This is a genomic window from Rhodococcus sp. B10 (assembly GCF_011770055.1).
GTDB classification, from domain to species: Bacteria; Actinomycetota; Actinomycetes; order Mycobacteriales; family Mycobacteriaceae; genus Rhodococcoides; species Rhodococcoides kyotonensis_B.
Window position 1 is genome coordinate 43,409 of record NZ_JAAFYV010000029.1, and the last position, 18,555, is coordinate 61,963.

Here is an 18,555-nt window from a genome sequence, read left to right on the forward strand (position 1 = left end):
GCGGTACTCCGACTTCCTCACGACTCACCCAGCCAATACATGACAGCCAGGAACGCGAGCACGAGTCCGAAGCTGACGACCAAAGCCCATTCACTCACTGGCAGATCGCTTTCTGTGTCGTCGGCCATTCGAACGGAAGCCGTGGCGGCCACAGCCTCACCGTCACGACGAGCGGCGGATTTGCGTCCTGGAGGATCCGCGACATCTGGTCGCCCCAACGCTTCTGACGACACTGCGGGCAGTAGCAGAGCATCCAGTCCGCTGCATACGAGTTGTCCATCAGAAGTCTCCTGGCGCGACCTGGAAGCAGGGCAGGCCAATCTCCCGCCACATTTGCACGACCTGCGTTCGATCATCGAATACGGCCTGCACGTTGTACCGGTGGCGCACATGCTTGTCGAACAGTTCAGCCTTCACGACGGCGTCCTTGCGTCCGTCACCGTTCTGGCGCATCAGCAGCTCGTCGAAGCGGACGTCGAAGCGATGAAGCCACGCCGCCGTGTCTGCTAGGCAGGAATCTTCGCGGCCGGACATCACGATGATCTTGCCGTCGAGCCGATCGATAACCTCTGCGACGTGAACCACCAGCGTGTCCTCGGAGACGCGCGTGTAGTCGTACGGTCCACGGTCGCCCATCGAAGCGAGGGTGCCGTCGACATCGACGATGTAGGCGCGCGGCGAAGACAGGTCCGGCACATACGGTGCTGGCTTCACCGCGACGTCAGGCCGCACCTCGATCGGCTGCCACGACTTGATCGGGAACCGTGCCGCCATATCGCGGATCGCCGTCTCGCCGACGAACCGGCCACCCTCGACTGCACGGTGCTTGTCGCGGCGTAGGCATTCCTCCAACGGCGTCGGGACATCCTGCGTCACGAAGTCGGCGCCCACCTGTTTCGCCAGAGACGCGATCTCGCGGGCGTACTTCATCCGCAGATTCGTATCATCGAACACCACCGAGACGCCATTCTCGAGCAGATGTTTCGCCGCGGTGTGCTGGGCGATCGTGACGGCCCGCTCTTGTAGATAGGTGCCAACACCATCGACAGCGAACAGGGACGCACGGAGATCGTCTCGGTTCAGCCGGGCACGCCTCTCCGGGTCCTCGGCGACCCAGGTGCGAGCCCACGTCGTCTTACCGGATCCTGGGTAGCCGCGCGTCGCGACGACGACGGTCATGCGACTGCCTCCGAATGGTCGAGCATGAACGTGTCACCGCGGGGTTTCAGGGTCTTCCAGATGGCGGTGTTCATGCGGTCCTGCTGGCCGTCGAGGAGGCAGAACAGTAGCGGCGTGTTGTCGTGACGTTTCGCGATCTCGGCGAATTCTCGGCGGTCACCAGATGGCGCGATTTCGCGGATCGAATCGAATGCGGCGCGCGCAGTGTCCGCTATGGCCCGGTGCTGCTTCTGCAGCGTGAGCCAAGTCTTGGTGAGCCAGTCGTGGAATTCGTCGGGCAGGTCGAGAACGAGATCCTCGAACGGCTTCCCGGCGGCGGCATGCTCCCACACCGTCTTCTCGGACATGCCCGTCACGATCTTGTGGAGCTGCACGTACCGTTCCAGCTTCAGCTTGACCATGGTGCCGTCTTGGAAGTGGACGACGAAGCCCTCGGCGTTGTCTCGGACTGGCGCTCGAAGTGCCTCCCCGAGAGTGGCGTACGGGAACCGTTCCGCTTTCCGGCCAGGCCACTCGTAGCCGGCATGCGGGGACCCGACGTGCCCGGTCTCGTTGTCCACCACCGCGAGCAGGACGAGTCCCTCGAAGTCGTAGTCGACGACGATTCGGTTCGCCCTGTAGATGATCTCGAACAGGTACGTGAACCCCGGCTCCGGGCTCCACACATCGAAGTAGAGGTCCGTGAAGTGTTGGGTCGCCCACTTCGCTTGATCTGATTCGAACGAGCCGCGGGTCGCGATCGCATACCCGCCCTGGCCTGTCGGGTACAGGATGCCGAGTGAGCCGTCGAGTTTGTCAGTCACTTCCACCGGTGCCGACAGGTCGAGCTGCGGCAGCCGGTCGCCGTCGTGCTCGGCGTCGTTAAAGAACTTCGGGAACGGCCGGGCGATAACTTCACCGGTGTCGTCGACGATGAGTCCGCGGCACTGCAGAGTGACGTCGTCCCACGTGCGCGAGTAGGCGGCGAGCTCCGAGTAGTTGTAGATCCGGTACGGCAACGTCGGATGCGCGCGGACTTTGACCATGCCCTCATCGATCCGGGCCTGCAGCGCAACCGGACTCATAAGCTGGTCGATGTTCACCATGCGATCTCCCCGAGGTAGTGGCGGCGGACGCGCTGCAGGAAGTCCTCGACCGGCGCCTCGTCCGGCTGGTCGGGCAGCGGGGACGTGGCAGCGTTGAACTTGATCTGGTATTCGGTGATGAGGGTGCGGGCGGCGAGCGCTTCGGGATCGTTGACTATCGACCGACCGAAGTCGAAGAAGGGCTGCGGATCCGGCACCTTGATCGGCAGCACGCCGGTCGTGTACAGCTCGTAGCCCTGCCACAGCAGCCTCATCGTGTGCCGAGCGTGCTTCTCGCGGCGGGTCTCGAGCGACCCTTGGAAGCGTCCACGGTGCACGAGACGGTGGAACTGGCTGGTGGCGTAACCGAAGAACGCGTCGCGGACTCGTTTCCTCGTGAGGAAGTTCGATCGCAGCGAGATCAGTTCCTCACCGAACTGGTTCTGTCGGAGGTAGTGGGGGAGCCACAGGATCTCGGACGCGGTCGGGTTGCACGACAACATGAGGCCGAGCGCCTTGCCGAGTTCGTGGAACGTGGTGTCCGGGTCCTTCCGCTTCCACGTCGCCCGTTCACGCTGCGGCGGATGCAGTCCCAGCAGCACTTCGGTCGGTTCGACGTAGATGCCGGAGTAGTCGATGTCTGAAGTTGGCGTGTTCAGCCCGTAGGCGACCGACCCGACGACGCCTTCCAGAAGGATGTGCGAGGTGCGGGTTTCGGGGTTGAACTTCGGGTGTGGTCGAACGAGTTTCGCGGTGTCGCTCATCGGATCCCCTGTCGGTTTGGCTGGTTCCGGTTTCGGCGTGGGCGACGTGAACGGCCCGGGTTGTTCGCCCACATCGGTGGCGTTAACGAAGGGCTGGGCATGCGGACCCATGCATGCCCCGATTCGCGGGGCGTGTCTTCGCCTTCCATCCGTGTCGTGGTGACACCGGTGTCGGGATCTGTCGAATGCTCGGCGACGACACCGATATGGACTCGGCCGTTCTCGTCCTGGTAGCCGATGCGGTCGCCGCGCTGCAGTCTCGGCGCCTCAGGGCGAGGGGCATCAACGAGGACGATGTCACGGAAGATCGCCGCTATGGACTCCGCATGCTCGGCGAGACGACGGAGCGCCGACGTGACGCCGTCCCCGACGGTGATAGTCCACCCTGGTGTTCCGCTGCCCCATGGAACGAACACGTTGTCGGTGAGCGGGCCCTCGGAAGCCGAGCCGGGGCAGCCTGTCTGCGGCAGGCCGTGCCACGACCTGCCGCAGCGGCACACTGGGGCGCGGCCCCCGAAGACTGGTTCGCCGCCCGCCATCTGCTCGTCCACGAGGCGATCGATGTCGTCGAGGACGTCCTGCTCTGGGTTCATCAGAACGGCCAGTCGGTGTCGGTTCCGTTCTCCAGGAGGGGGATCTGCCGGAACGCTTGATCCGTCAGTCCGCCGAAAACGTGACGGTTGGGTCCGGATGCGGTGTGGCCATGCCGGTATCCGGCCAGGTTGTACGTGAACAGGGGGACGTGATCGGGGATGACGTCGCCCGGGTCTCCGTAGTAGCCGCCGCCCTGTTCGTCCGTGAGGATGACGACACGGTTGTGACTGGAGAACGCAGCCTTCGTCGCCCCGGCGGTCGCTGTACCGCCGCCGAGGAAGTAGCCGTCCGTCCGCCACCGCTTCAACCCGGACAGGAGGGATTCACCGAGGACCTTCGGGAAGATCGCGGCCCGGTTCGAGTAGGACACGACGGTGGCGTCGTCGCAACGCCGCGCCAACGCCAACCCGAACAGGGTGGCGGCGTCCCACCGCATCAGGGTGCCGTCCTTCGAGAACCCGGAATGCATCGAGCTCGACGTGTCGACCATGATCAACGTCCGACCCGGCAGGGAGGGGATGTTGGCGACCGATGCGTCGAGTGCCTTCTCCAGCGGGTACGACCAGCGCAGCGACGGGGCCGCGTTGTACGCGGACAGGAAGCGGAGCGGGAACTGGCGAGACCTCGCGACCTGAAGCGGTTCGGACAGGAACGCGGCGACGACCTCCGCCACCTCATCGGAAACGCCAGCCTGGTCGAAGTTGCGGAGATTCCGGAGCAGGGCCATGTAGCCCATCGACGGGATGATCGCCTCCCACAGCTCCTTCGTCCACGGCCCGTTCACCAACGACGGAATCGACTCCCACGTCGCGCCTGCGTCTGCGAGCGCAGGCGCAAGCGCACCCGTCTCGGCGAGATGGGTGACCTGGGTGGGGTTGAGCTTGCGAAGCGAGGCATTGCGGCGCAGGGTCTCGAGCTCGCCGGGGATCTCCAATCCGTCGACGCCGATCCGCTGCCCGATGACGTAATGGAACAGCGCCTGCTGCCACTCGGCCTTCGGTGTCGGCCGGGTCAGCCGGATGACGTCAGCGAACCGCACACCATGAGACGCGGTGTCGTACTTGAGGACCGAGCGTTCCGTGTACAGCCGAACGACTGCATCAGCGACGCCGCGCTTCACCGGCTTCGGCAGCTTCCGGCCGTACCGTGAATGCCAGTAGGCGATGAACTCGCCTGGCTCGTCCGGCCGCTGCAGGACCGCGTTGACGATGCCGCGGGAACCGTCAAGGCCCGCGTCGAGGCGGGCCTTCACTGCTTCGGCAGCGAGAACGAGAGACGCAGTCCGCATGTTCGCCTCGGAACGCAGCCAGGTCGCGAACCGTGTCAACCAGTCGAAGTCATCGACAGCGACCGCCTTGACCAGTGAGGTGAAGCGGGAGTCGCGGTCGCGGGCGTTCTCGTAGAACGTGTCCTCGCCAACCATGTTCGCCACCGCCAGCAGGAACAGTTCCGACTTAGTGTCACGGGTGAACCCGGGTGCGCCTTCGAACGTGCGGCCGGACGGGGAGGTCTCCGACCGGATCGGGCCTCTACCCGCCGGACGAGCCAGGGCGGTGTTGAACTTCGACATGGGGCCTCTCTCAACATCGTTGGAGGGGAGCCGAACCATGCGTAGCAGTGCCGAGAAACGGAAGGGGGCCACGCTGATTAAATTTCTCGCTCTACCAACTGAGCTACCTGAGCTGCACGCACAGGGCGGGGGTCGAACCCGCGACACAGAAGGATGCGCAGTCGGCACACCGGCACTGCCACTATGGAATTAGGCCCCCGAGGAATAGTGCGTAACCGTCTGCGGGCTTGAACCGCAACAACGAACCACAGTCCGTTGCCTGAACCAGAAGTAACGGTCCGACGCGACACACCGGGAGTGCAAATGCGTTTAGTGCGTGGCTGAGGAAAAGTCGATGGTGGTAACGAAGTGTTCTAGGCCGCTGAACTACGGGACTCGTTGAGCCTCGGTGGGATTCGAACCCACGTCTCTCTCTTAGCAGGAGAAGTAACCACATGCATCTGCACACCAGCCACGCTGTTCAGTTGTAATGCTTCAGAGAAAGCCGTGGGGCACGGGATAATTCACCCAAAGAAGTACCGCGACCCGATCACACCTGAAGCACCACAAACGTTATCGGCGCCGACGTTGACACTCAACCTGTTTCCGAACGGTCAGAATCGGCGGTCGATCTCGGCGGCCGCCCAGTCCGTCCACGTCAGCGTCGAGCCGGGGAATCGCTCGGTCGCATACAGGGTGTGTTCGGTGGTGCGCGGTGTCCGGGCCGGGTTGGGGAATGCGTATCCGGCGAGGCCGATGAGTGCTTCGGTGTAGCGGCCGGGGCGGATGCGGGCGAGCCAGTCAGCTTTGCGGAGGGCGTCGACGGACTTGAACGGGTCGGCGGCTTTGCCTTCGAGTGCTGCGAAGGGGGAGAGTCCGCGGGCGATGTGTCGTGCGGGGGAGTATTCGTCGGCGTTGCCGATGATGTCGTGCGGGTTGCAGACTTCGAGGTTCAACATTCCGGCGGGGAGTGGGCCGTGGGATGAGTGAAGGCCAGAGCCTTTCAGCCCGGAGACGGCGGAGTCGCCCCTGTTTCGGGACGGGTTTGCGATGCCGACGTGGAAAGCGATCTCCATCCGCGACCCGTCACGGTTCCGGTACTTGCCGGAGGCGACGCCTTCGAGGAACCGCATCGCGGCAATGCCACCGAGACTGTACGACACGAGTCCGACAACATCGTTCGTCGATTGGACGAAGCGGACGAGGTCGGCGACGGCCTGGGTGACGGAGTCGTCGAGGGACAGTGGGAGTTCCCCGGCCGCGCGGATGTTCCCGATCGATGCCGAATATGAGATGTCGTAAAGGTCCCACTTGTTTTGGAAGTGGCGGGCGACGTGGCCGGTCATGGCGCCGTTGAGTGCACCGCGCTGGTTGGCGGTGCCGCGGATCGTTACGAGGATCATGGGGTCTCCAGTTCGGTGATCTCCAAGGTGATGCGCGGGTTCGCGCGGTCGAGTTCGACGCGGCAGGACTCGGTGCGGACGAACACGTAGTGGTCGTCGGGCCAGACACCGGCGTCTTTGAAGCCGTCGATCGTCGCTTTCAGGAGAGGAAAGAGGCTGCCAGCGTCGCGGCGGATGGCGTTGGGCGCCCACCACGTGATGAGGACGTCGGAGCGGGTGTGCTCGCGGATCTTCAGGGATTTCGCGAGGGCCCACATTTCGCGGCGGACGGTCTTGGTGGTGCGCGAGTTGTGGCGGCCGGTGGACCGGGCGGACTCGTTGGATGTTTTCGGTGGCCGCAGGTAGGGGAGTGTGACGAGGGTGGCGGTCACAGGATTTCGTCCATCAGCTCGAGAGTGAGGCTGTCAGCATTCTCGGCCGCAATCGACTCCGGTATGCCCAGCATCGAACACAGGGCACCCAGGGATAGCGTCAGCGCTTGCGACATGTGGGTGAGCAGTTCGATGCGCTGCCCGGTGTCGAGTTGCGCGATGAACGACTCCCACGCCTCCGCTTCAGTGTTCACGTCTGGCTTTCCGCAGCGAGACGACGAAGCCGGTACACGTACCAGCGCACTTTCTTCCACGTCGACGTCGGCCCGTAGTGCTCGTAGCAGGGCGCCGAGTACCACCATTGGCCGCACTCGTCGCATTCCGCGACTGAGTAGTCGGCGTATCCGGTGGAGCCGTAGCCGCCTCGCATCGTTGGGAGGTCGCACTGGTGTTTCCTGTTCTCGCGTGGTTCGATCACGCGGGCGCTCATGGCTTTTGCTCCTGGTCCTTGCGTTCGCGGCTTCGACGCCGGTTGTGGCGTTCGTTGGCGACGCAGGTGCCGTCGGAGTGCCCGAGGGCGTAGATACGTGCCGCTAGCCGATGCAGATCGGAGATGCCCGATTCGTCAAGGGCAGTCTTGTTGTCGAACTTGTCGGCGGATCGACGCTCGTTGTCGACGTACTCCTCAACGAGCTGAACAACTTCGTTCGGTTCTACTGGCAGGCTCATCGCTTACCGCCTCTCATCGCGAAGGCCAGCGCCCGATAGCGCCAATACTGGCGCAACGACATGTGGCAGAACCACTCGTGTGTCGCGCCGAATCCGACGCACAGTCCAGCTACGAACGCGAGAATCGTTGCTCCGCTCATGGGGTCCTCCGCGCTTCGTAGTATTTCGCGAGTGCATCCTGTGCTTCCGCGAGCGCATGATCGACGGCGTACTGGTGTTGCCAGTCGGTCTCGGGGTGCCGGTATTCGCGGTCCCGTTGTTCCTGCGCGTGCATCACCTTGAGCCGTGGTCGTTCCAGTTCGATGTCGACCGCTGGAGGCTCCGGCTCCTTCGGTGTGAGGGTGTATGCCGCCGACACCACAGAAGCCACATGAGCGGGGTAGTTCTCGCCCCACCATCCGCATTCGCAGTTCGATGCGTCGTCGGATGATGCTGGCCCGAAGTAGCGGCAGACGTGGTCTCGCAGTAGTGCGGTGAGGTCGGTTTCCACGCTCACACACCACCCCTCAATCCGGAGCGCCACAACATCAGCGACATGACAGCCGACGATGCGATGTAGGCAGTGAACAGTGCTGCGATGGTGGGGACGTAGCTCGAATCCCATCTCCACGAGGCGACGACTGCAAACCACAGTGCAGCAAGCAGTGACGTGATCCGAGTCAGTGTTACGAGGGCAGCGAATGCAATGGCTACCCGATCCCCCGCGCTCACTTGCTCTCCTCCCCAGCAGCAGGCACAGCAGCGAGAGCGGCGATACGCACAGGCCCGAACCGGCGCACCAGCTCGTCCCAGGCGTAGTAAACCTTGCCGCCGAACAGGTAGCCCTTCCATTCGTTGTCGTGTGTGCGCCCGAACCTCAGCGCCACTCCGCTGTCGTACTCGTCGATGTCGTCGAACTCGATCGAATCGACGGCGATCACGTTCTCTGCGGGCTCGGGCGAGCCCATGTCGAGGACGGTTCCGATTGCGTTGTCAGTCATTGGTGTTCTCCTCAGCAGGCTTCGCAGTCGCCGCACGACTCTGAATTGCCGCGTCCGATCACAGGACCGGAGTCGACATCCTCGTATCCGAGAGCCATATACTGCTCGCGGATTTCACGCAGGCTAGGCCGATGGTCACTCATGGTTGGTGTTCTCCTGTGCGGAAACAGGCGCGGCCCGGACGATGCGATTGCCGTCGTCGCATTCCGCCTCACACGCACCATCGTGGTTGTCGGTCAGGTTGAGGGCTTCGTGGTTGGGGTCTGTCGCGCAGTGCGGGCAGCACCGAAACTTCGCGCCCATCACTCACCGTCCTGTGCGGAAGGGGCGGGGAGCCACTGCGCGATCGTGAACAGCTCCCCGTTCTGCCGCACCTCGAACCAGTGACGGTGCCACTCGCCTTCGTTGTCGCAGCCGACTCCATCCACGCGCCCGCACCACTTGACGCGCGGCCGGTAAGCGAGACGTGACTCGGTGATCGACAGCACCTCGCTACCGTGTTGCAGGCCGACGTTGTGCTCCAGGTCCGCTTGCAACTCGGCACGATCGAGGTCGTGGCCCTGGTGAATCCGCCCCCAACGATCGTTGCTCGTGTAGATGTCCTGCGGGTAGGCGCTCACGATTCCTCCTGTGCGGGTGCGGTAGGCGAAGCAGCAGCGGCGAGGGGTTCCCAATCCGAATCCAGTTCGTCGCGGTACTCCAACTGAACCGTGTCCACGCCAGGCAGACCGGCAAGTGCGCTCTGATGCAACTCGAACCACCGCTCGGCTTCCTCGCGATCGCAACCGAACGTCGTCGGCAACATGTACTTCTGACCGAGGGTCGACGCGGCCCGGTAGGTGCGCACTATGCCGTCGCTGGGCACGATGGTGTGTCCGTGGTGCCGCAACCGCTCCACCTGGTGGCCTGCAAGTATTCGGCGTGCTTGCGGAGGTATCAGGAACTCCGACTTAGACTTCGGAGCCACCTCCTCATGGCCACACAGGCAGACCGCGCGCACTTCATGTCTCCCTGGCATAGAGACCAAAGACCAACTCGACAGGCCGTGCTCCGCGATGATGGCTTCGGGTGACACATCAGACATCAGACGGCCTTCTCTCGGTAGTACCAACCGTCCCAATCCACAGGCACCTCAGGGAAGCCACGTAGCACCGCATCCAGCTTCTCGGTCACCGATTGCCAGCCACCGAACGCCGACTTGAACTCCGGGTTGTGCAGCAACGTCGTTCCATCCCAACGAAACATCCAGTTCCCGCCGTAGCGGGTGTCAGCGACAGACAGCAACGAGTCGAAGTCGCTCGCATCACGATCAGTGAACGAAAACAGGCGGTAGGAGCCGAGCGTTACGACTGTCTCGCCGTGCTTACGGCTCGCCCACAGCGCGTCGACTCGCTCGCCGTCGAACGTTGCCGGTGCGAACGCATATGGCGTCCGTGAGGGTGTGAACTTGTCACGCTTCGTGAGGCTCATCGTGGATCACCCGACTCCCACAACACCGTCGCAGACAACTTCGGCTGCCCAACGCCGTAACCAACTGCGACCCAACCGCCATTCCATCGCTCCATCACGGCCGTGTCAGCGTCGCGGATAACAGTCTCCATCACGCAAGCGTCCAGCTCTTCGACCGATTCGATCAGTCGTGCTGGTGGACGCCAACCCGCAGCGAGAACCGCCTCCGCGAGAGCGTGTTCCGTCGGGTAACGGTCCGGCGGCCGCTTGTCGTAGTCGGCGCGGATCGTCGCAGCCAATGCATCTCGTTCGCTCATGCCGAGTAGTCCTTTCTCGCGGCCTTCGTCAAATGCCAGAACCCACACGCACACTGGTACGAACGAGACGGCAACGCGCCGCTACGGCGGGAGCGTTGCCACACCGTCGACATCGACTGCTCAGCCCGCTCCCGGCTAGCGAATTTCTTCTTTCCCGGATGCGGGCACGGCGGCCGACCAGCCTGCTCGAGATGCTCCCGGCCCCGCTCCGCCGCCAACGTTTCGTGACGCGTGTAATCACCGCGATACTCCCAACCACACGAACACGACGTCCGGTACATGCGACGCTTCGCCCCAGTCACCGCAGGAGACAAGCCGACGATGCGGATCCGATGCCCGCTCACGACGCCCGCCCCATCTCGCCGTCCTTCAACGCCAACCGGCAGTCACGGCACGCCCCACAAATGCACACACCATCCACCGACTGCGGCGACCCGCCATCGAAACTCCGCACCTGACCAACCACCGCACGCAACCGCTTCACAGGAGTCTTCCCGTCACTCACACGATCACCCGCTCATAGCCAGCCCGAAACTCCAATTCCCGCAACACCTGAAACATGCCCGTTCCGACACGGACAATCCAGCCGTTTGGATACACGTCAGTGGGCTGACCGTCCGGGTCGATCAGCTCGAACACATACCCGCCGAACGGGGCCGGCCGCGACAGTTGGAACGTCCAGCCTTCCGGATCAGTCCACGCTGCAACCTGTTTGGCCGACTCCGGAGTGTTGTCCCACTGCATCGCCTGCACCCGCTCCGGGCGCTTCTGAAACACCAACACCCCGGTCACAACACGCCTCCCTCGGAGGGCTTCGAAATGTCTTGTGGTCGTCGCAGAGTGCGGACGCCGTCGCCGACATTCGTGACGACGATCGACGGGTCGATCTTGATATCGCCCTCCACGAACAGGCGGACCTGCACGAACTTGAACCGCTCGACCTCCGTGTGGTGAATCTCGAGACCTTCGGTGGACACAGCCCACGGGACGAACTCGCCGTTCAGGTAGAGCTCGTAGCCGCCATCAACGTCGTCCTTGCGGCGGATCTCGAACGCGCTGGCAATTCGGTCGCTTCGATCGCTCATGCTGTGCGTCCTTCGATCAGCGAGAGCGTGTACATCGGCATCTCGCCGCGCTGGTCGTACGTCTTGGCCTTGACCGTGACGATGGTGTTCCGGTCCCAGTTCGCGGTCTGGGCCATGATCTCGTCGAGGTCGGCGAGTGTGATGTTGTCGCGCGCTTCGAGTTTCAGTTCGGTGGTGAGCTGTGCACGCCGCGGGGCGCGAGCTCGTCGGCCAGCCGATTCCATCTGCTCGGTCTCCATGTTCTGCTGAAGTGGTTGCTGATTCCAGATGCTCATTGCCCCTCCTGGGGGTGTAGTGGTTCGGAATGAAATCGGTTGACTGCGTCGGGTTTCGGGTGGCAGTCACGTGGTCGCGGTGAACAGCAGTCCCTGCACACCGACATCGATCGATGCCGTGCAGACGGACCGGGGCATGCGCTCTCATGGGTGCACTCGTACGTCCCGTCGCCGTGATTGACGACATCGCCGCCGCAATGGAATCGGAGCGGCCGATCCGGGTACTCACGCGACCACTTCTGCTCGTACTCGTATGCGCCCCAAAAACATTTCTGCCGCAGATGGAACGTCACAGGCGGCCCGAGGACCGCGACGACGTTCTCCTGCCAGGTCACGGCCTGTTGGCGGCGGGTGACAACCTCCTCGCAGGCGGGGCAGACGCCGGCCGTCTCATACCTGGCTGCGTTCTCCGCCGACTCGGCCGCGATCTTCACGGACACGACCTCACGACACGGCGTCAGATCCCCGCACTTCACACACACCGGATAGTGCTCGCCGAGGATCGGCCACAGGGTGTCCACGACCCGGCCGTGAATGTCTTCGTCCATCGCCGTACGCCAAGTGTCGAGTTGCGCGGGACGCAGGTGCAGCATGTACGGCTTGCACCAGGTCTGTTCGCCGTCGCGCAGCGGTGAGTCTCGGACTTCCATGACTCGCCACGGCTGGTAGTCGTGGCCGATGATGTCTCCGACGTCGGGTCGAGTCTTGGCGTCGACGCGTCGAGCGCCGTCCGGCCACCACTGCCGCCTCACTGGTCCTCCTGTGGGTGGAGAGGTTCGGTGATGTCTCGCTGCTCCGGCTCGTCGAGATCGGTCAGCCCCGACCCGACCGACACGGCGCCGTCGTACCGGTCCGCCGCACGCAACCGGTTCAGACACGGTGTCCGCCGCTCCCTCCCGTCCGGCCACACACAGCGGGACCGGACGGGAGCGTGGCAGTCAGGGCAGGCGACGATCCCGGCGTCGTTGTGTGCGGCCGTCACGACGTCCGCCTCTGCTCGTGACCGCAGCGGACGACCGGCTCGGAACCGATGATCCAGCCGGCCTCGTCGCAGTCCGGGCATGAGCTGATCGCGGCGCGTTTCGCTTTCGCCTGATCGAGGACCGCCCGCCCGTGCGCCTCGTCCCAGTCCGCTCGAGCTCGGCGCGCGTCAGCGCATGCGCCGCAGCGTGGTGGGTGCGGTTCGTTCCTGTGGCGGATGCATTTCGGGGAGGGCGGTTCTTGCGCGTTGCTTTCAGTAACCCTCCTACCCAAGTCTTCACTAGAAGAGGTCGGGTCGGGTCGGGATGGGGTCGGGTCGGGTCGGGGTTCGCGAACCGATTCCGAACTTCGCTCGGTGTTCGCCTGAACATCGTTGGAACGGTCGCCGGTTTTGCGTTGCGCCCGTTTCTTTTTCATCCGTTCCCTGGCTGCCTCGCGTTCGGCTTCTACCACGGCTTTCATCGGCTGGTAGCCCTCCCAGTCGTGGAACTGGAAGCCGTTCTCGCCGTGGTGCACGGCCTCTATCCACAGCTCAGACGTGACCAAACGGCGTGCATACGAACCGCGAGGATCCCAACGCTTCGCGATCTCTCGCGGTACAAATCCGTCAGTCAAATTGCGCGCCGACCATGCACCCGCGAGCACCCAAAGCCCCATTGCGGCGGTTCCTGCGCGTCGAACCTTGCGGTGATCGGGCAGTCCGTCGTCAGCTTTGAACCATGGCATGTGGTGGGTTCTCCTTTCCTGTCAGTGCGCGGCGCTCGGTCGACCCGTAGGGGTAGGTGAGGCCGCGTTCTGTGTCGGATTCGCGGAGCGCGAGGATGATTCCCGTCGCGCCGAGAAGGATCGCGGCGGCCGCCAACACACCGCCGACGATCTCGATCCACGTCATGACGCACCTGCCGGGAACTCGTCCCACGTGCGGCCGTCGAGTTCCCGGCCGGCGGTCTTCTTTCCGACTCGGCGCATGAGGTGGTCGGCGTAGCGCGAGTAGCGTCCGGGGGCAGCCGGTTCGGTGTCTGGTCGCCACGGGTAGGCGTGGCTTTCGAATGCCTCGCCGAGTACCCAGACGTCACCGTCCTGTGGCTGGCCGTCGACTGGCGCCCATTCGCCCCACTGCTTGAAGTGGAATGCGATTTGTGCGTCTTTGCACTCGTCGCGTAGCAGTCGCACCCAGCCGGGATGTAGGGGGCGTGCGCGACGGCCGGACTCACCTCCAGCAATGACCCAGTCGAGCCCGGGCAATCGGTCTATCCGAGTGCTGCGAAAGATGTCGATCTCACCGAGAAGCGGTTCGGCGCTGACGAATCGGACTGCCGCCGGGGTGTCGAGCAGACGGTCGATGCGGATGTCGGCCCACTTCTGATTTTCGGCGGACACACCCAACCAGACATTCGGCAACGGAAGCTGGAAGTACCCGTCGAAAGCTCCGTCGCATGCATCGAACACAGCCGCTTCGAAACTCTCGGACGACAGCAGGGATTTCATCCTCGCGTGGCGCTTGGTCAGGACCTGGAAGGTGTGCTGCGGCGTAAGCGCCATGACCGCGAAGACTCGCGCGATGTACTCGTTGGGGATGTCGTCGTGGAACAGATCCGACATGCTGTTCACGAAGACGCGGCTCGGTGTCCGCCACCGCAGCGGCTCAGCGAGTTTCGCCGGCCGCAGCTGGACGTCGAAGCCGTTCTCGAAGTAGTGGCCCGGTGTACCGCGGAACCGTTCAGCGAGGGTCTCGGCGTAGCAGTGATCGCACCCGGGTGACACTTTGGTGCAGCCGGTGACCGGATTCCATGTCCGGTCCGTCCATTCGATCGTCGTTTTTCCCATCAGCTGCGACCTGGCTTGTCCTCTGGCCACTCTGCGGCCCACGGGTTCCCGAGTTTTCCGGCCTCGACGACACCCGTCTCCATGCCGTGCTTGGCCGCGTAGTCCTCAGCCTGGACGATGCAGAACCCTTGCGGGCCCGACGCGATCAGCTTGTGGCGCGGCGGATCGTATTCGGTGTGCAACGCGAACGCCCGATGCGTGTTTGCTTCATTCATTCGGAACTCCTGGAATAGCTCTCGCCGAGTCGTACAGCGAGGGAACAGATTTGGAATGCGGCGTACGCGGTCGCTGATGCGGCCAGTGAGAACGCCGTGAACAGGGATGCGAGTTCACGCTGCGTCATCAGGCACCCCCGGCAGGTATTCGATTCCGCCGGCGTCGTCCAACAGCACCAACTGGCCGCGGTACAGGACGGGGACGTCGGCGGGTTCCTTGTGCTGAGGCACCAGCCAGCCATGCTGGAGCGCGTCCGCGCGGGCCGACTCGATCCGGTTGTGGCAGCGCAGGCAGACCGCGAGGCAACCCGACGCGGCGTTCGTAGATGCTCGCCGCGTACCACCCATCCCTCGGGCACGGCGGTGGTGATCCTGAACAGCCCAGTCCAGTCCGCAGCGTTCACACAAACCCCCTGAGCGTTGACGGACAACCGACTTCGTCTGCGGAGAAAAACCTGTGTAGCGCGCCATCACGCCTCCTTATTCGCGAGTTCGAGCAACACGTCGGCGTGACACGGCTCATCGAGGGAGCACCAGCAGACGACGTCGTGACCTCGGAGGACCGGCAAAGCGTCGCGGATCCAGTCACGCTGGGAATCCAGTTGCGGGTATCCGCCGCCCACCATCAGCGCGGGCGCAGCTTTCCCTTTGGTCAGCCAGTCATGGAACAGCCGAATGACCATCTGCTGCGACATCTCAGGATCGGCCGAGAAGTACATTCCCGGACCAGCGACTAGCCCGTCCGAGCCGATACGCCACGGGTTGCCGAACCGGGTCGGCCGACCGACGTACACGGCACCCTCGGGCATACGCCAGCCCTTCGTCCGCTTGCGCTGGATCCGTTGCGGCATCACGCACCACCGCCATGACCAGCCAGGCGCATGCACTCGATCGCCAACTTCGCGCGCGTCTGCAACGACGACCGCGTCGACGAACGCTCATCCACCAAATCCGCTGTGTACCGGACCTCCACCTCCGCCAACTCGAACGCGAACTGCTCCTCATCGGTGGCCTGATCTACGAACGCCTGCAAGTCGGGGATCGTTGGTTTCGTCAACTCCGCCTTTGCTTTCAGGCGGGCGACGACCCGGGCGCGCCGCAGATCGCGGCGCGCCTCCACCAACGCGGTACGCGCGTTCTTCAACTCCAACGCGGCGAGACCACCCGAAATCTCGAGGTGCTGCAGGCCTCGTTCGATCGCGTACAGGTTGGGGACTGGGTCGTCCTCGATCTGCGCCGTCGTCGGGACGGCAGGCACGCCGCTCATGACGTGGTCCCGGACGTCGGTGGCTTCTTCTCCACCTTCAGCTTGAACACCAGGCCCATCGCGTTGGCCAGTTTCGCGACCTGGTCGAGCGTTGCAGTCGGTGCTTTGGTCACGACCTCGAGGAAGGCATGCTCGGCACTGTTGGTGCCGAACACCGCGGCCCAATCGGACTTGTCGGGAAGCCAGATGCCACCCTTCGGTTCCTGGCTCATGACGGCTCACCGCCATTCGGCTGGACCAGACGGACTGCGACCAGATCCTCGTGCGTTTCACCGAACTCGACGACGCGGCCGTGCTCCATCGCAATCAGGTCGACCTGCTGCATGTTGCCTTGGCGGATCCAACGCCAGTCGGTCGTCGCACCGAACCCAGGCTTGTCAGGTGTGGGTGAAACGTCGCCACCGAGCTGACCTTCGAGGACCCCCATCTCGAAACCGGCCATGTAGTCCGTAGCCTCGTAGATGCCACCACCGCCCTTGAGCGCGACGATCGGGCGGAACATCTCGTACTCGCCACTCGTCTCGTGTTCGCCGCTCATGCTGGCTCACCCGGCTGCTCTGGCTCGGCGAATGCGTCGAGGGCGGCCTGCGCCTGGGCGGCGGTCAGGCCGTTGATGCCCTTCACGTCCTCGTCGAGGATGCCGTTGCCCTTCAGCCACTCGAAGCGGTCAGCCCAGCGGGTCAGCTTGATCGCCTTGAACTGGTCGTTGAGGTCGCGGCCCTGCTGTTCGGTGACGGGACCGTTCGGGTCGACGTCCGGGGCTTTCGGCTCGTCCGGCTTCTCGGCCGGGTCGGAATCCTGGGTCTCGGCGGCAGGCTTCTCGGCCTTGTCGGCGGCTGGCTTGTTCTTCTCCGCCTCCGCCTTGATCGACTCCGCCGACAACCGAATAGGCGGAAACTCCTCCTCCTTCGTCACCTCGCCGTTCTTCAACGACCGGAACGTCACACCGAGCGCAGACAGGTCGTGTTCCGTCCACGCGTCACGCTTGCTACCAACCTTCGCCTCAAGCTGCGCGAGCGAAATCCCGATGGTCTCGAAGTGCCCGACACTGTTCGCGATTCGCGTCGCGATCGGCACACCGCCGCCGTCCTGCAACGTGGCGTTGCACAGGTCCTTCGCCTCCTCAACGAACCACGACGGCAACACCGACAGGATCGCCTCGCGGACACGACGGGCACCCGCGTTGGCGTTGTTCTCGTAGATGTCACGCATGTCGGTGAGCTTCACTGCGCCACCGGTCTTGTCCCTCTTGTGCGGGACGATGAATGTCGTCGAGTTTCGGGCGTTCGTCTCGAGATCCCAGGCGTAGGCCTGCATCTCCGATTCGCCCTTCTCGTCGTCACGACGGAGCTCGGTGACGCCGTACTGGATGTTGCCCCAGCAGCGGGCGAGTTCGCGGGCGAGGTGCACCGACGGGCCGGTGACCGTGTTGCCGCCACGTGAGTACCGGAAGAATGCTTTCTCGGCGACTGCCTTCTGGTGGGTGGTGTCGCGCATTTCGTCGACGGCCAGCGGCTTCGACCGCCGGTTCTGCTGGGCGACGAGAACAGCGGCCTGGACCTCGGCGACGGCGCGGGACTGTTCGATCGCGGTCGCCTGACTGACGCTGGTTCGCGGAGCTGCGGGAGTGGCGACGGGCTGGTAGCGGACGGGGCTAGACATGGCTGAGGAACTCCTCTGACTGGTAGAAGGCCCAACTGGGCAGGGAAACCTGGTGAACGTCATCGCCCCAACCAGGCCAGTCATCGTTGGCGTGGCATTTGGCGTAGATGTCGATCGCGGCGCGGCTGAGACGACGGCCGAGATTCACTGCGTCCTGGTCGAGTTCGATGACTGACACGGTGTACGGGGCGCTTTTCTCCTGAACGACGAACACGAAAGCGGGGTCGTCGTCCAATCCCAACGCGATCGCTGCGTCCCGGTACCACGGATCCTGAATGTGGTAGCCGTACTCAGCGGCGGACTTCGCGAACTTCGCAGGGTTGGCGGACGCAGCGGTCTTGTAATCGGTGATGATCAGCCGACTCCGTGAATGCACCGGCAGCCAATCCGGCCGCGCCCGGAGCATCACTCCGGTCTCAGGATCCTCGTAGTACATCGAGCGTTCGGCGACGCCTTCGTGAAAGAGAATGTTCGCGAGCGGGTGCGATCGGAGGGCAGCCGCCATCTCGTGGACCTTGCGGAAGTCCTTCTCGAGCAGCGGCGTTTTGCCTTCCGCGCGTGCCTCGTCTCGTTTCTCCTTCGACGCCTTCGTGCTCCAGCTGTCGAATTCAAGCGACACGATCTCGGCGCCCTCACCGAGCACGAGTGTGTGAGCCGCATGCCCGAGATCGAAGTTGTCGTTCGACTCCGGCGGATGGTCGCGTTCCCACTTGAAGATCGCGGGGCACGACGGCGGCAGAAGTTTCCGTGCACCCGACGACGACAAACTTCCCTTGTCGCGGTGGTACTCCGAGTCGGGAATGCCGTCGTACTGGCCTGGCCCTTCGACGATGTCACTCATGGTCGGCCTCCTGGCAGACTCAGATTGTCGGGATGGGTGGGTGTGACCGTGAAGTGCCCGTAC

The 18,555-nt window shown here is 63.8% G+C and carries 34 protein-coding genes; all 34 read right to left on the reverse strand.

Annotation, left to right across the window (positions count from 1 at the left end; translation table 11 throughout):
- Positions 1-94 precede the first annotated feature (94 nt).
- Positions 95-280: a hypothetical protein gene (locus RhoFasB10_RS18640; protein ID WP_167677913.1), complete on the reverse strand. Its 186-nt coding sequence runs from the start codon at positions 278-280 to the stop codon at positions 95-97.
- On the reverse strand, positions 280-1,179 hold the full coding sequence (locus tag RhoFasB10_RS18645; protein ID WP_167677915.1) for an AAA family ATPase: 900 nt from the start codon (positions 1,177-1,179) through the stop codon (positions 280-282). The genes RhoFasB10_RS18640 and RhoFasB10_RS18645 overlap by 1 nt, the downstream gene beginning before the upstream one ends.
- Complete coding sequence (locus tag RhoFasB10_RS18650) at positions 1,176-2,264, reverse strand: RNA ligase (protein ID WP_167677917.1); 1,089 nt, start codon at positions 2,262-2,264, stop codon at positions 1,176-1,178. The genes RhoFasB10_RS18645 and RhoFasB10_RS18650 overlap by 4 nt, the downstream gene beginning before the upstream one ends.
- A complete protein-coding gene (locus RhoFasB10_RS18655) occupies positions 2,258-3,007 on the reverse strand; it encodes a nucleotidyltransferase domain-containing protein (protein ID WP_167677919.1) in 750 nt (249 codons plus the stop codon). The genes RhoFasB10_RS18650 and RhoFasB10_RS18655 overlap by 7 nt, the downstream gene beginning before the upstream one ends.
- Entirely contained in the window at positions 3,004-3,600 is a 597-nt protein-coding gene (locus RhoFasB10_RS18660; protein ID WP_167677921.1) for a hypothetical protein, read from the reverse strand. The genes RhoFasB10_RS18655 and RhoFasB10_RS18660 overlap by 4 nt, the downstream gene beginning before the upstream one ends.
- Positions 3,600-5,171 (reverse strand): TROVE domain-containing protein, encoded by a 1,572-nt coding sequence (locus tag RhoFasB10_RS18665; protein WP_167677923.1) that lies wholly within the window; start codon positions 5,169-5,171, stop codon positions 3,600-3,602. Before RhoFasB10_RS18665 ends, RhoFasB10_RS18660 begins: the two co-directional genes overlap by 1 nt.
- Positions 5,172-5,764: 593 nt before the next feature.
- The gene (locus tag RhoFasB10_RS18670) at positions 5,765-6,553 is read right to left on the reverse strand and encodes a hypothetical protein (RefSeq protein WP_167677925.1); all 789 of its coding nucleotides are present in this window, start codon (positions 6,551-6,553) and stop codon (positions 5,765-5,767) included.
- Positions 6,550-6,924, reverse strand: a complete 375-nt coding sequence (locus tag RhoFasB10_RS18675; protein ID WP_167677927.1) for a hypothetical protein — start codon at positions 6,922-6,924, stop codon at positions 6,550-6,552. The genes RhoFasB10_RS18670 and RhoFasB10_RS18675 overlap by 4 nt, the downstream gene beginning before the upstream one ends.
- A complete protein-coding gene (locus RhoFasB10_RS18680; RefSeq protein ID WP_167677929.1) occupies positions 6,921-7,118 on the reverse strand; it encodes a hypothetical protein in 198 nt (65 codons plus the stop codon). Before RhoFasB10_RS18680 ends, RhoFasB10_RS18675 begins: the two co-directional genes overlap by 4 nt.
- Positions 7,115-7,354: a hypothetical protein gene (locus RhoFasB10_RS18685; protein WP_167677931.1), complete on the reverse strand. Its 240-nt coding sequence runs from the start codon at positions 7,352-7,354 to the stop codon at positions 7,115-7,117. The genes RhoFasB10_RS18680 and RhoFasB10_RS18685 overlap by 4 nt, the downstream gene beginning before the upstream one ends.
- Complete coding sequence (locus tag RhoFasB10_RS18690; protein ID WP_167677933.1) at positions 7,351-7,593, reverse strand: hypothetical protein; 243 nt, start codon at positions 7,591-7,593, stop codon at positions 7,351-7,353. Before RhoFasB10_RS18690 ends, RhoFasB10_RS18685 begins: the two co-directional genes overlap by 4 nt.
- Positions 7,590-7,733, reverse strand: coding sequence for a hypothetical protein (locus RhoFasB10_RS18695; protein ID WP_167677935.1), 144 nt, complete (start codon positions 7,731-7,733; stop codon positions 7,590-7,592). The genes RhoFasB10_RS18690 and RhoFasB10_RS18695 overlap by 4 nt, the downstream gene beginning before the upstream one ends.
- Entirely contained in the window at positions 7,730-8,089 is a 360-nt protein-coding gene (locus RhoFasB10_RS18700; RefSeq protein ID WP_167677937.1) for a hypothetical protein, read from the reverse strand. Before RhoFasB10_RS18700 ends, RhoFasB10_RS18695 begins: the two co-directional genes overlap by 4 nt.
- Positions 8,086-8,304 (reverse strand): hypothetical protein, encoded by a 219-nt coding sequence (locus tag RhoFasB10_RS18705; protein ID WP_167677939.1) that lies wholly within the window; start codon positions 8,302-8,304, stop codon positions 8,086-8,088. The genes RhoFasB10_RS18700 and RhoFasB10_RS18705 overlap by 4 nt, the downstream gene beginning before the upstream one ends.
- Positions 8,301-8,573, reverse strand: a complete 273-nt coding sequence (locus tag RhoFasB10_RS18710; RefSeq protein ID WP_167677941.1) for a hypothetical protein — start codon at positions 8,571-8,573, stop codon at positions 8,301-8,303. Before RhoFasB10_RS18710 ends, RhoFasB10_RS18705 begins: the two co-directional genes overlap by 4 nt.
- A 302-nt stretch (positions 8,574-8,875) precedes the next feature.
- Complete coding sequence (locus RhoFasB10_RS18715; RefSeq protein WP_167677943.1) at positions 8,876-9,193, reverse strand: hypothetical protein; 318 nt, start codon at positions 9,191-9,193, stop codon at positions 8,876-8,878.
- Positions 9,190-9,540: a hypothetical protein gene (locus RhoFasB10_RS18720; protein WP_167677945.1), complete on the reverse strand. Its 351-nt coding sequence runs from the start codon at positions 9,538-9,540 to the stop codon at positions 9,190-9,192. Before RhoFasB10_RS18720 ends, RhoFasB10_RS18715 begins: the two co-directional genes overlap by 4 nt.
- Positions 9,541-9,656: 116 nt before the next feature.
- Entirely contained in the window at positions 9,657-10,043 is a 387-nt protein-coding gene (locus RhoFasB10_RS18725; RefSeq protein WP_167677946.1) for a hypothetical protein, read from the reverse strand.
- Complete coding sequence (locus RhoFasB10_RS18730) at positions 10,040-10,339, reverse strand: hypothetical protein (RefSeq protein WP_167677948.1); 300 nt, start codon at positions 10,337-10,339, stop codon at positions 10,040-10,042. The genes RhoFasB10_RS18725 and RhoFasB10_RS18730 overlap by 4 nt, the downstream gene beginning before the upstream one ends.
- A 501-nt stretch (positions 10,340-10,840) precedes the next feature.
- Positions 10,841-11,131 carry a hypothetical protein gene (locus tag RhoFasB10_RS18735; RefSeq protein WP_167677950.1) on the reverse strand — a complete coding sequence of 97 codons (291 nt, stop codon included), beginning with the start codon at positions 11,129-11,131 and terminating at the stop codon, positions 10,841-10,843.
- Positions 11,128-11,424, reverse strand: a complete 297-nt coding sequence (locus tag RhoFasB10_RS18740; RefSeq protein WP_167677952.1) for a hypothetical protein — start codon at positions 11,422-11,424, stop codon at positions 11,128-11,130. The genes RhoFasB10_RS18735 and RhoFasB10_RS18740 overlap by 4 nt, the downstream gene beginning before the upstream one ends.
- Complete coding sequence (locus RhoFasB10_RS18745) at positions 11,421-11,699, reverse strand: hypothetical protein (RefSeq protein ID WP_167677954.1); 279 nt, start codon at positions 11,697-11,699, stop codon at positions 11,421-11,423. The genes RhoFasB10_RS18740 and RhoFasB10_RS18745 overlap by 4 nt, the downstream gene beginning before the upstream one ends.
- On the reverse strand, positions 11,696-12,451 hold the full coding sequence (locus RhoFasB10_RS18750; RefSeq protein ID WP_167677956.1) for a hypothetical protein: 756 nt from the start codon (positions 12,449-12,451) through the stop codon (positions 11,696-11,698). Before RhoFasB10_RS18750 ends, RhoFasB10_RS18745 begins: the two co-directional genes overlap by 4 nt.
- A complete protein-coding gene (locus tag RhoFasB10_RS18755) occupies positions 12,448-12,681 on the reverse strand; it encodes a hypothetical protein (protein WP_167677958.1) in 234 nt (77 codons plus the stop codon). The genes RhoFasB10_RS18750 and RhoFasB10_RS18755 overlap by 4 nt, the downstream gene beginning before the upstream one ends.
- Positions 12,678-13,406: a hypothetical protein gene (locus RhoFasB10_RS18760; RefSeq protein WP_167677960.1), complete on the reverse strand. Its 729-nt coding sequence runs from the start codon at positions 13,404-13,406 to the stop codon at positions 12,678-12,680. The genes RhoFasB10_RS18755 and RhoFasB10_RS18760 overlap by 4 nt, the downstream gene beginning before the upstream one ends.
- Positions 13,387-13,572 carry a hypothetical protein gene (locus RhoFasB10_RS18765; RefSeq protein ID WP_167677962.1) on the reverse strand — a complete coding sequence of 62 codons (186 nt, stop codon included), beginning with the start codon at positions 13,570-13,572 and terminating at the stop codon, positions 13,387-13,389. The genes RhoFasB10_RS18760 and RhoFasB10_RS18765 overlap by 20 nt, the downstream gene beginning before the upstream one ends.
- The gene (locus RhoFasB10_RS18770) at positions 13,569-14,507 is read right to left on the reverse strand and encodes a phage Gp37/Gp68 family protein (protein ID WP_167677964.1); all 939 of its coding nucleotides are present in this window, start codon (positions 14,505-14,507) and stop codon (positions 13,569-13,571) included. The genes RhoFasB10_RS18765 and RhoFasB10_RS18770 overlap by 4 nt, the downstream gene beginning before the upstream one ends.
- A complete protein-coding gene (locus tag RhoFasB10_RS18775) occupies positions 14,507-14,722 on the reverse strand; it encodes a hypothetical protein (protein ID WP_167677965.1) in 216 nt (71 codons plus the stop codon). The genes RhoFasB10_RS18770 and RhoFasB10_RS18775 overlap by 1 nt, the downstream gene beginning before the upstream one ends.
- Positions 14,723-15,192: 470 nt before the next feature.
- Complete coding sequence (locus RhoFasB10_RS18785) at positions 15,193-15,573, reverse strand: DUF4326 domain-containing protein (protein WP_167677969.1); 381 nt, start codon at positions 15,571-15,573, stop codon at positions 15,193-15,195.
- Positions 15,573-15,989, reverse strand: a complete 417-nt coding sequence (locus RhoFasB10_RS18790) for a hypothetical protein (RefSeq protein WP_167677971.1) — start codon at positions 15,987-15,989, stop codon at positions 15,573-15,575. The genes RhoFasB10_RS18785 and RhoFasB10_RS18790 overlap by 1 nt, the downstream gene beginning before the upstream one ends.
- Positions 15,986-16,201: a hypothetical protein gene (locus RhoFasB10_RS18795; protein WP_167677973.1), complete on the reverse strand. Its 216-nt coding sequence runs from the start codon at positions 16,199-16,201 to the stop codon at positions 15,986-15,988. The genes RhoFasB10_RS18790 and RhoFasB10_RS18795 overlap by 4 nt, the downstream gene beginning before the upstream one ends.
- On the reverse strand, positions 16,198-16,527 hold the full coding sequence (locus RhoFasB10_RS18800; protein ID WP_167677975.1) for a hypothetical protein: 330 nt from the start codon (positions 16,525-16,527) through the stop codon (positions 16,198-16,200). Before RhoFasB10_RS18800 ends, RhoFasB10_RS18795 begins: the two co-directional genes overlap by 4 nt.
- On the reverse strand, positions 16,524-17,651 hold the full coding sequence (locus RhoFasB10_RS18805; RefSeq protein ID WP_167677976.1) for a hypothetical protein: 1,128 nt from the start codon (positions 17,649-17,651) through the stop codon (positions 16,524-16,526). The genes RhoFasB10_RS18800 and RhoFasB10_RS18805 overlap by 4 nt, the downstream gene beginning before the upstream one ends.
- Positions 17,644-18,492 (reverse strand): PD-(D/E)XK nuclease-like domain-containing protein, encoded by an 849-nt coding sequence (locus tag RhoFasB10_RS18810; RefSeq protein WP_167677978.1) that lies wholly within the window; start codon positions 18,490-18,492, stop codon positions 17,644-17,646. Before RhoFasB10_RS18810 ends, RhoFasB10_RS18805 begins: the two co-directional genes overlap by 8 nt.
- Positions 18,493-18,555 lie beyond the last annotated feature (63 nt).

Coding starts and splice junctions, on each gene's coding strand:
- RhoFasB10_RS18640 (WP_167677913.1), bottom strand. CDS start 280: ATGGACAACTCGTATGCAGCGGACTGGATGCTCTGCTACTGCCCGCAG.
- RhoFasB10_RS18645 (WP_167677915.1), bottom strand. CDS start 1,179: ATGACCGTCGTCGTCGCGACGCGCGGCTACCCAGGATCCGGTAAGACG.
- RhoFasB10_RS18650 (WP_167677917.1), bottom strand. CDS start 2,264: ATGGTGAACATCGACCAGCTTATGAGTCCGGTTGCGCTGCAGGCCCGG.
- RhoFasB10_RS18655 (WP_167677919.1), bottom strand. CDS start 3,007: ATGAGCGACACCGCGAAACTCGTTCGACCACACCCGAAGTTCAACCCC.
- RhoFasB10_RS18660 (WP_167677921.1), bottom strand. CDS start 3,600: ATGAACCCAGAGCAGGACGTCCTCGACGACATCGATCGCCTCGTGGAC.
- RhoFasB10_RS18665 (WP_167677923.1), bottom strand. CDS start 5,171: ATGTCGAAGTTCAACACCGCCCTGGCTCGTCCGGCGGGTAGAGGCCCG.
- RhoFasB10_RS18670 (WP_167677925.1), bottom strand. CDS start 6,553: ATGATCCTCGTAACGATCCGCGGCACCGCCAACCAGCGCGGTGCACTC.
- RhoFasB10_RS18685 (WP_167677931.1), bottom strand. CDS start 7,354: ATGAGCGCCCGCGTGATCGAACCACGCGAGAACAGGAAACACCAGTGC.
- RhoFasB10_RS18690 (WP_167677933.1), bottom strand. CDS start 7,593: ATGAGCCTGCCAGTAGAACCGAACGAAGTTGTTCAGCTCGTTGAGGAG.
- RhoFasB10_RS18695 (WP_167677935.1), bottom strand. CDS start 7,733: ATGAGCGGAGCAACGATTCTCGCGTTCGTAGCTGGACTGTGCGTCGGA.
- RhoFasB10_RS18710 (WP_167677941.1), bottom strand. CDS start 8,573: ATGACTGACAACGCAATCGGAACCGTCCTCGACATGGGCTCGCCCGAG.
- RhoFasB10_RS18725 (WP_167677946.1), bottom strand. CDS start 10,043: ATGAGCCTCACGAAGCGTGACAAGTTCACACCCTCACGGACGCCATAT.
- RhoFasB10_RS18730 (WP_167677948.1), bottom strand. CDS start 10,339: ATGAGCGAACGAGATGCATTGGCTGCGACGATCCGCGCCGACTACGAC.
- RhoFasB10_RS18740 (WP_167677952.1), bottom strand. CDS start 11,424: ATGAGCGATCGAAGCGACCGAATTGCCAGCGCGTTCGAGATCCGCCGC.
- RhoFasB10_RS18745 (WP_167677954.1), bottom strand. CDS start 11,699: ATGAGCATCTGGAATCAGCAACCACTTCAGCAGAACATGGAGACCGAG.
- RhoFasB10_RS18760 (WP_167677960.1), bottom strand. CDS start 13,406: ATGCCATGGTTCAAAGCTGACGACGGACTGCCCGATCACCGCAAGGTT.
- RhoFasB10_RS18765 (WP_167677962.1), bottom strand. CDS start 13,572: ATGACGTGGATCGAGATCGTCGGCGGTGTGTTGGCGGCCGCCGCGATC.
- RhoFasB10_RS18770 (WP_167677964.1), bottom strand. CDS start 14,507: ATGGGAAAAACGACGATCGAATGGACGGACCGGACATGGAATCCGGTC.
- RhoFasB10_RS18775 (WP_167677965.1), bottom strand. CDS start 14,722: ATGAATGAAGCAAACACGCATCGGGCGTTCGCGTTGCACACCGAATAC.
- RhoFasB10_RS18785 (WP_167677969.1), bottom strand. CDS start 15,573: ATGCCGCAACGGATCCAGCGCAAGCGGACGAAGGGCTGGCGTATGCCC.
- RhoFasB10_RS18790 (WP_167677971.1), bottom strand. CDS start 15,989: ATGAGCGGCGTGCCTGCCGTCCCGACGACGGCGCAGATCGAGGACGAC.
- RhoFasB10_RS18795 (WP_167677973.1), bottom strand. CDS start 16,201: ATGAGCCAGGAACCGAAGGGTGGCATCTGGCTTCCCGACAAGTCCGAT.
- RhoFasB10_RS18800 (WP_167677975.1), bottom strand. CDS start 16,527: ATGAGCGGCGAACACGAGACGAGTGGCGAGTACGAGATGTTCCGCCCG.
- RhoFasB10_RS18805 (WP_167677976.1), bottom strand. CDS start 17,651: ATGTCTAGCCCCGTCCGCTACCAGCCCGTCGCCACTCCCGCAGCTCCG.
- RhoFasB10_RS18810 (WP_167677978.1), bottom strand. CDS start 18,492: ATGAGTGACATCGTCGAAGGGCCAGGCCAGTACGACGGCATTCCCGAC.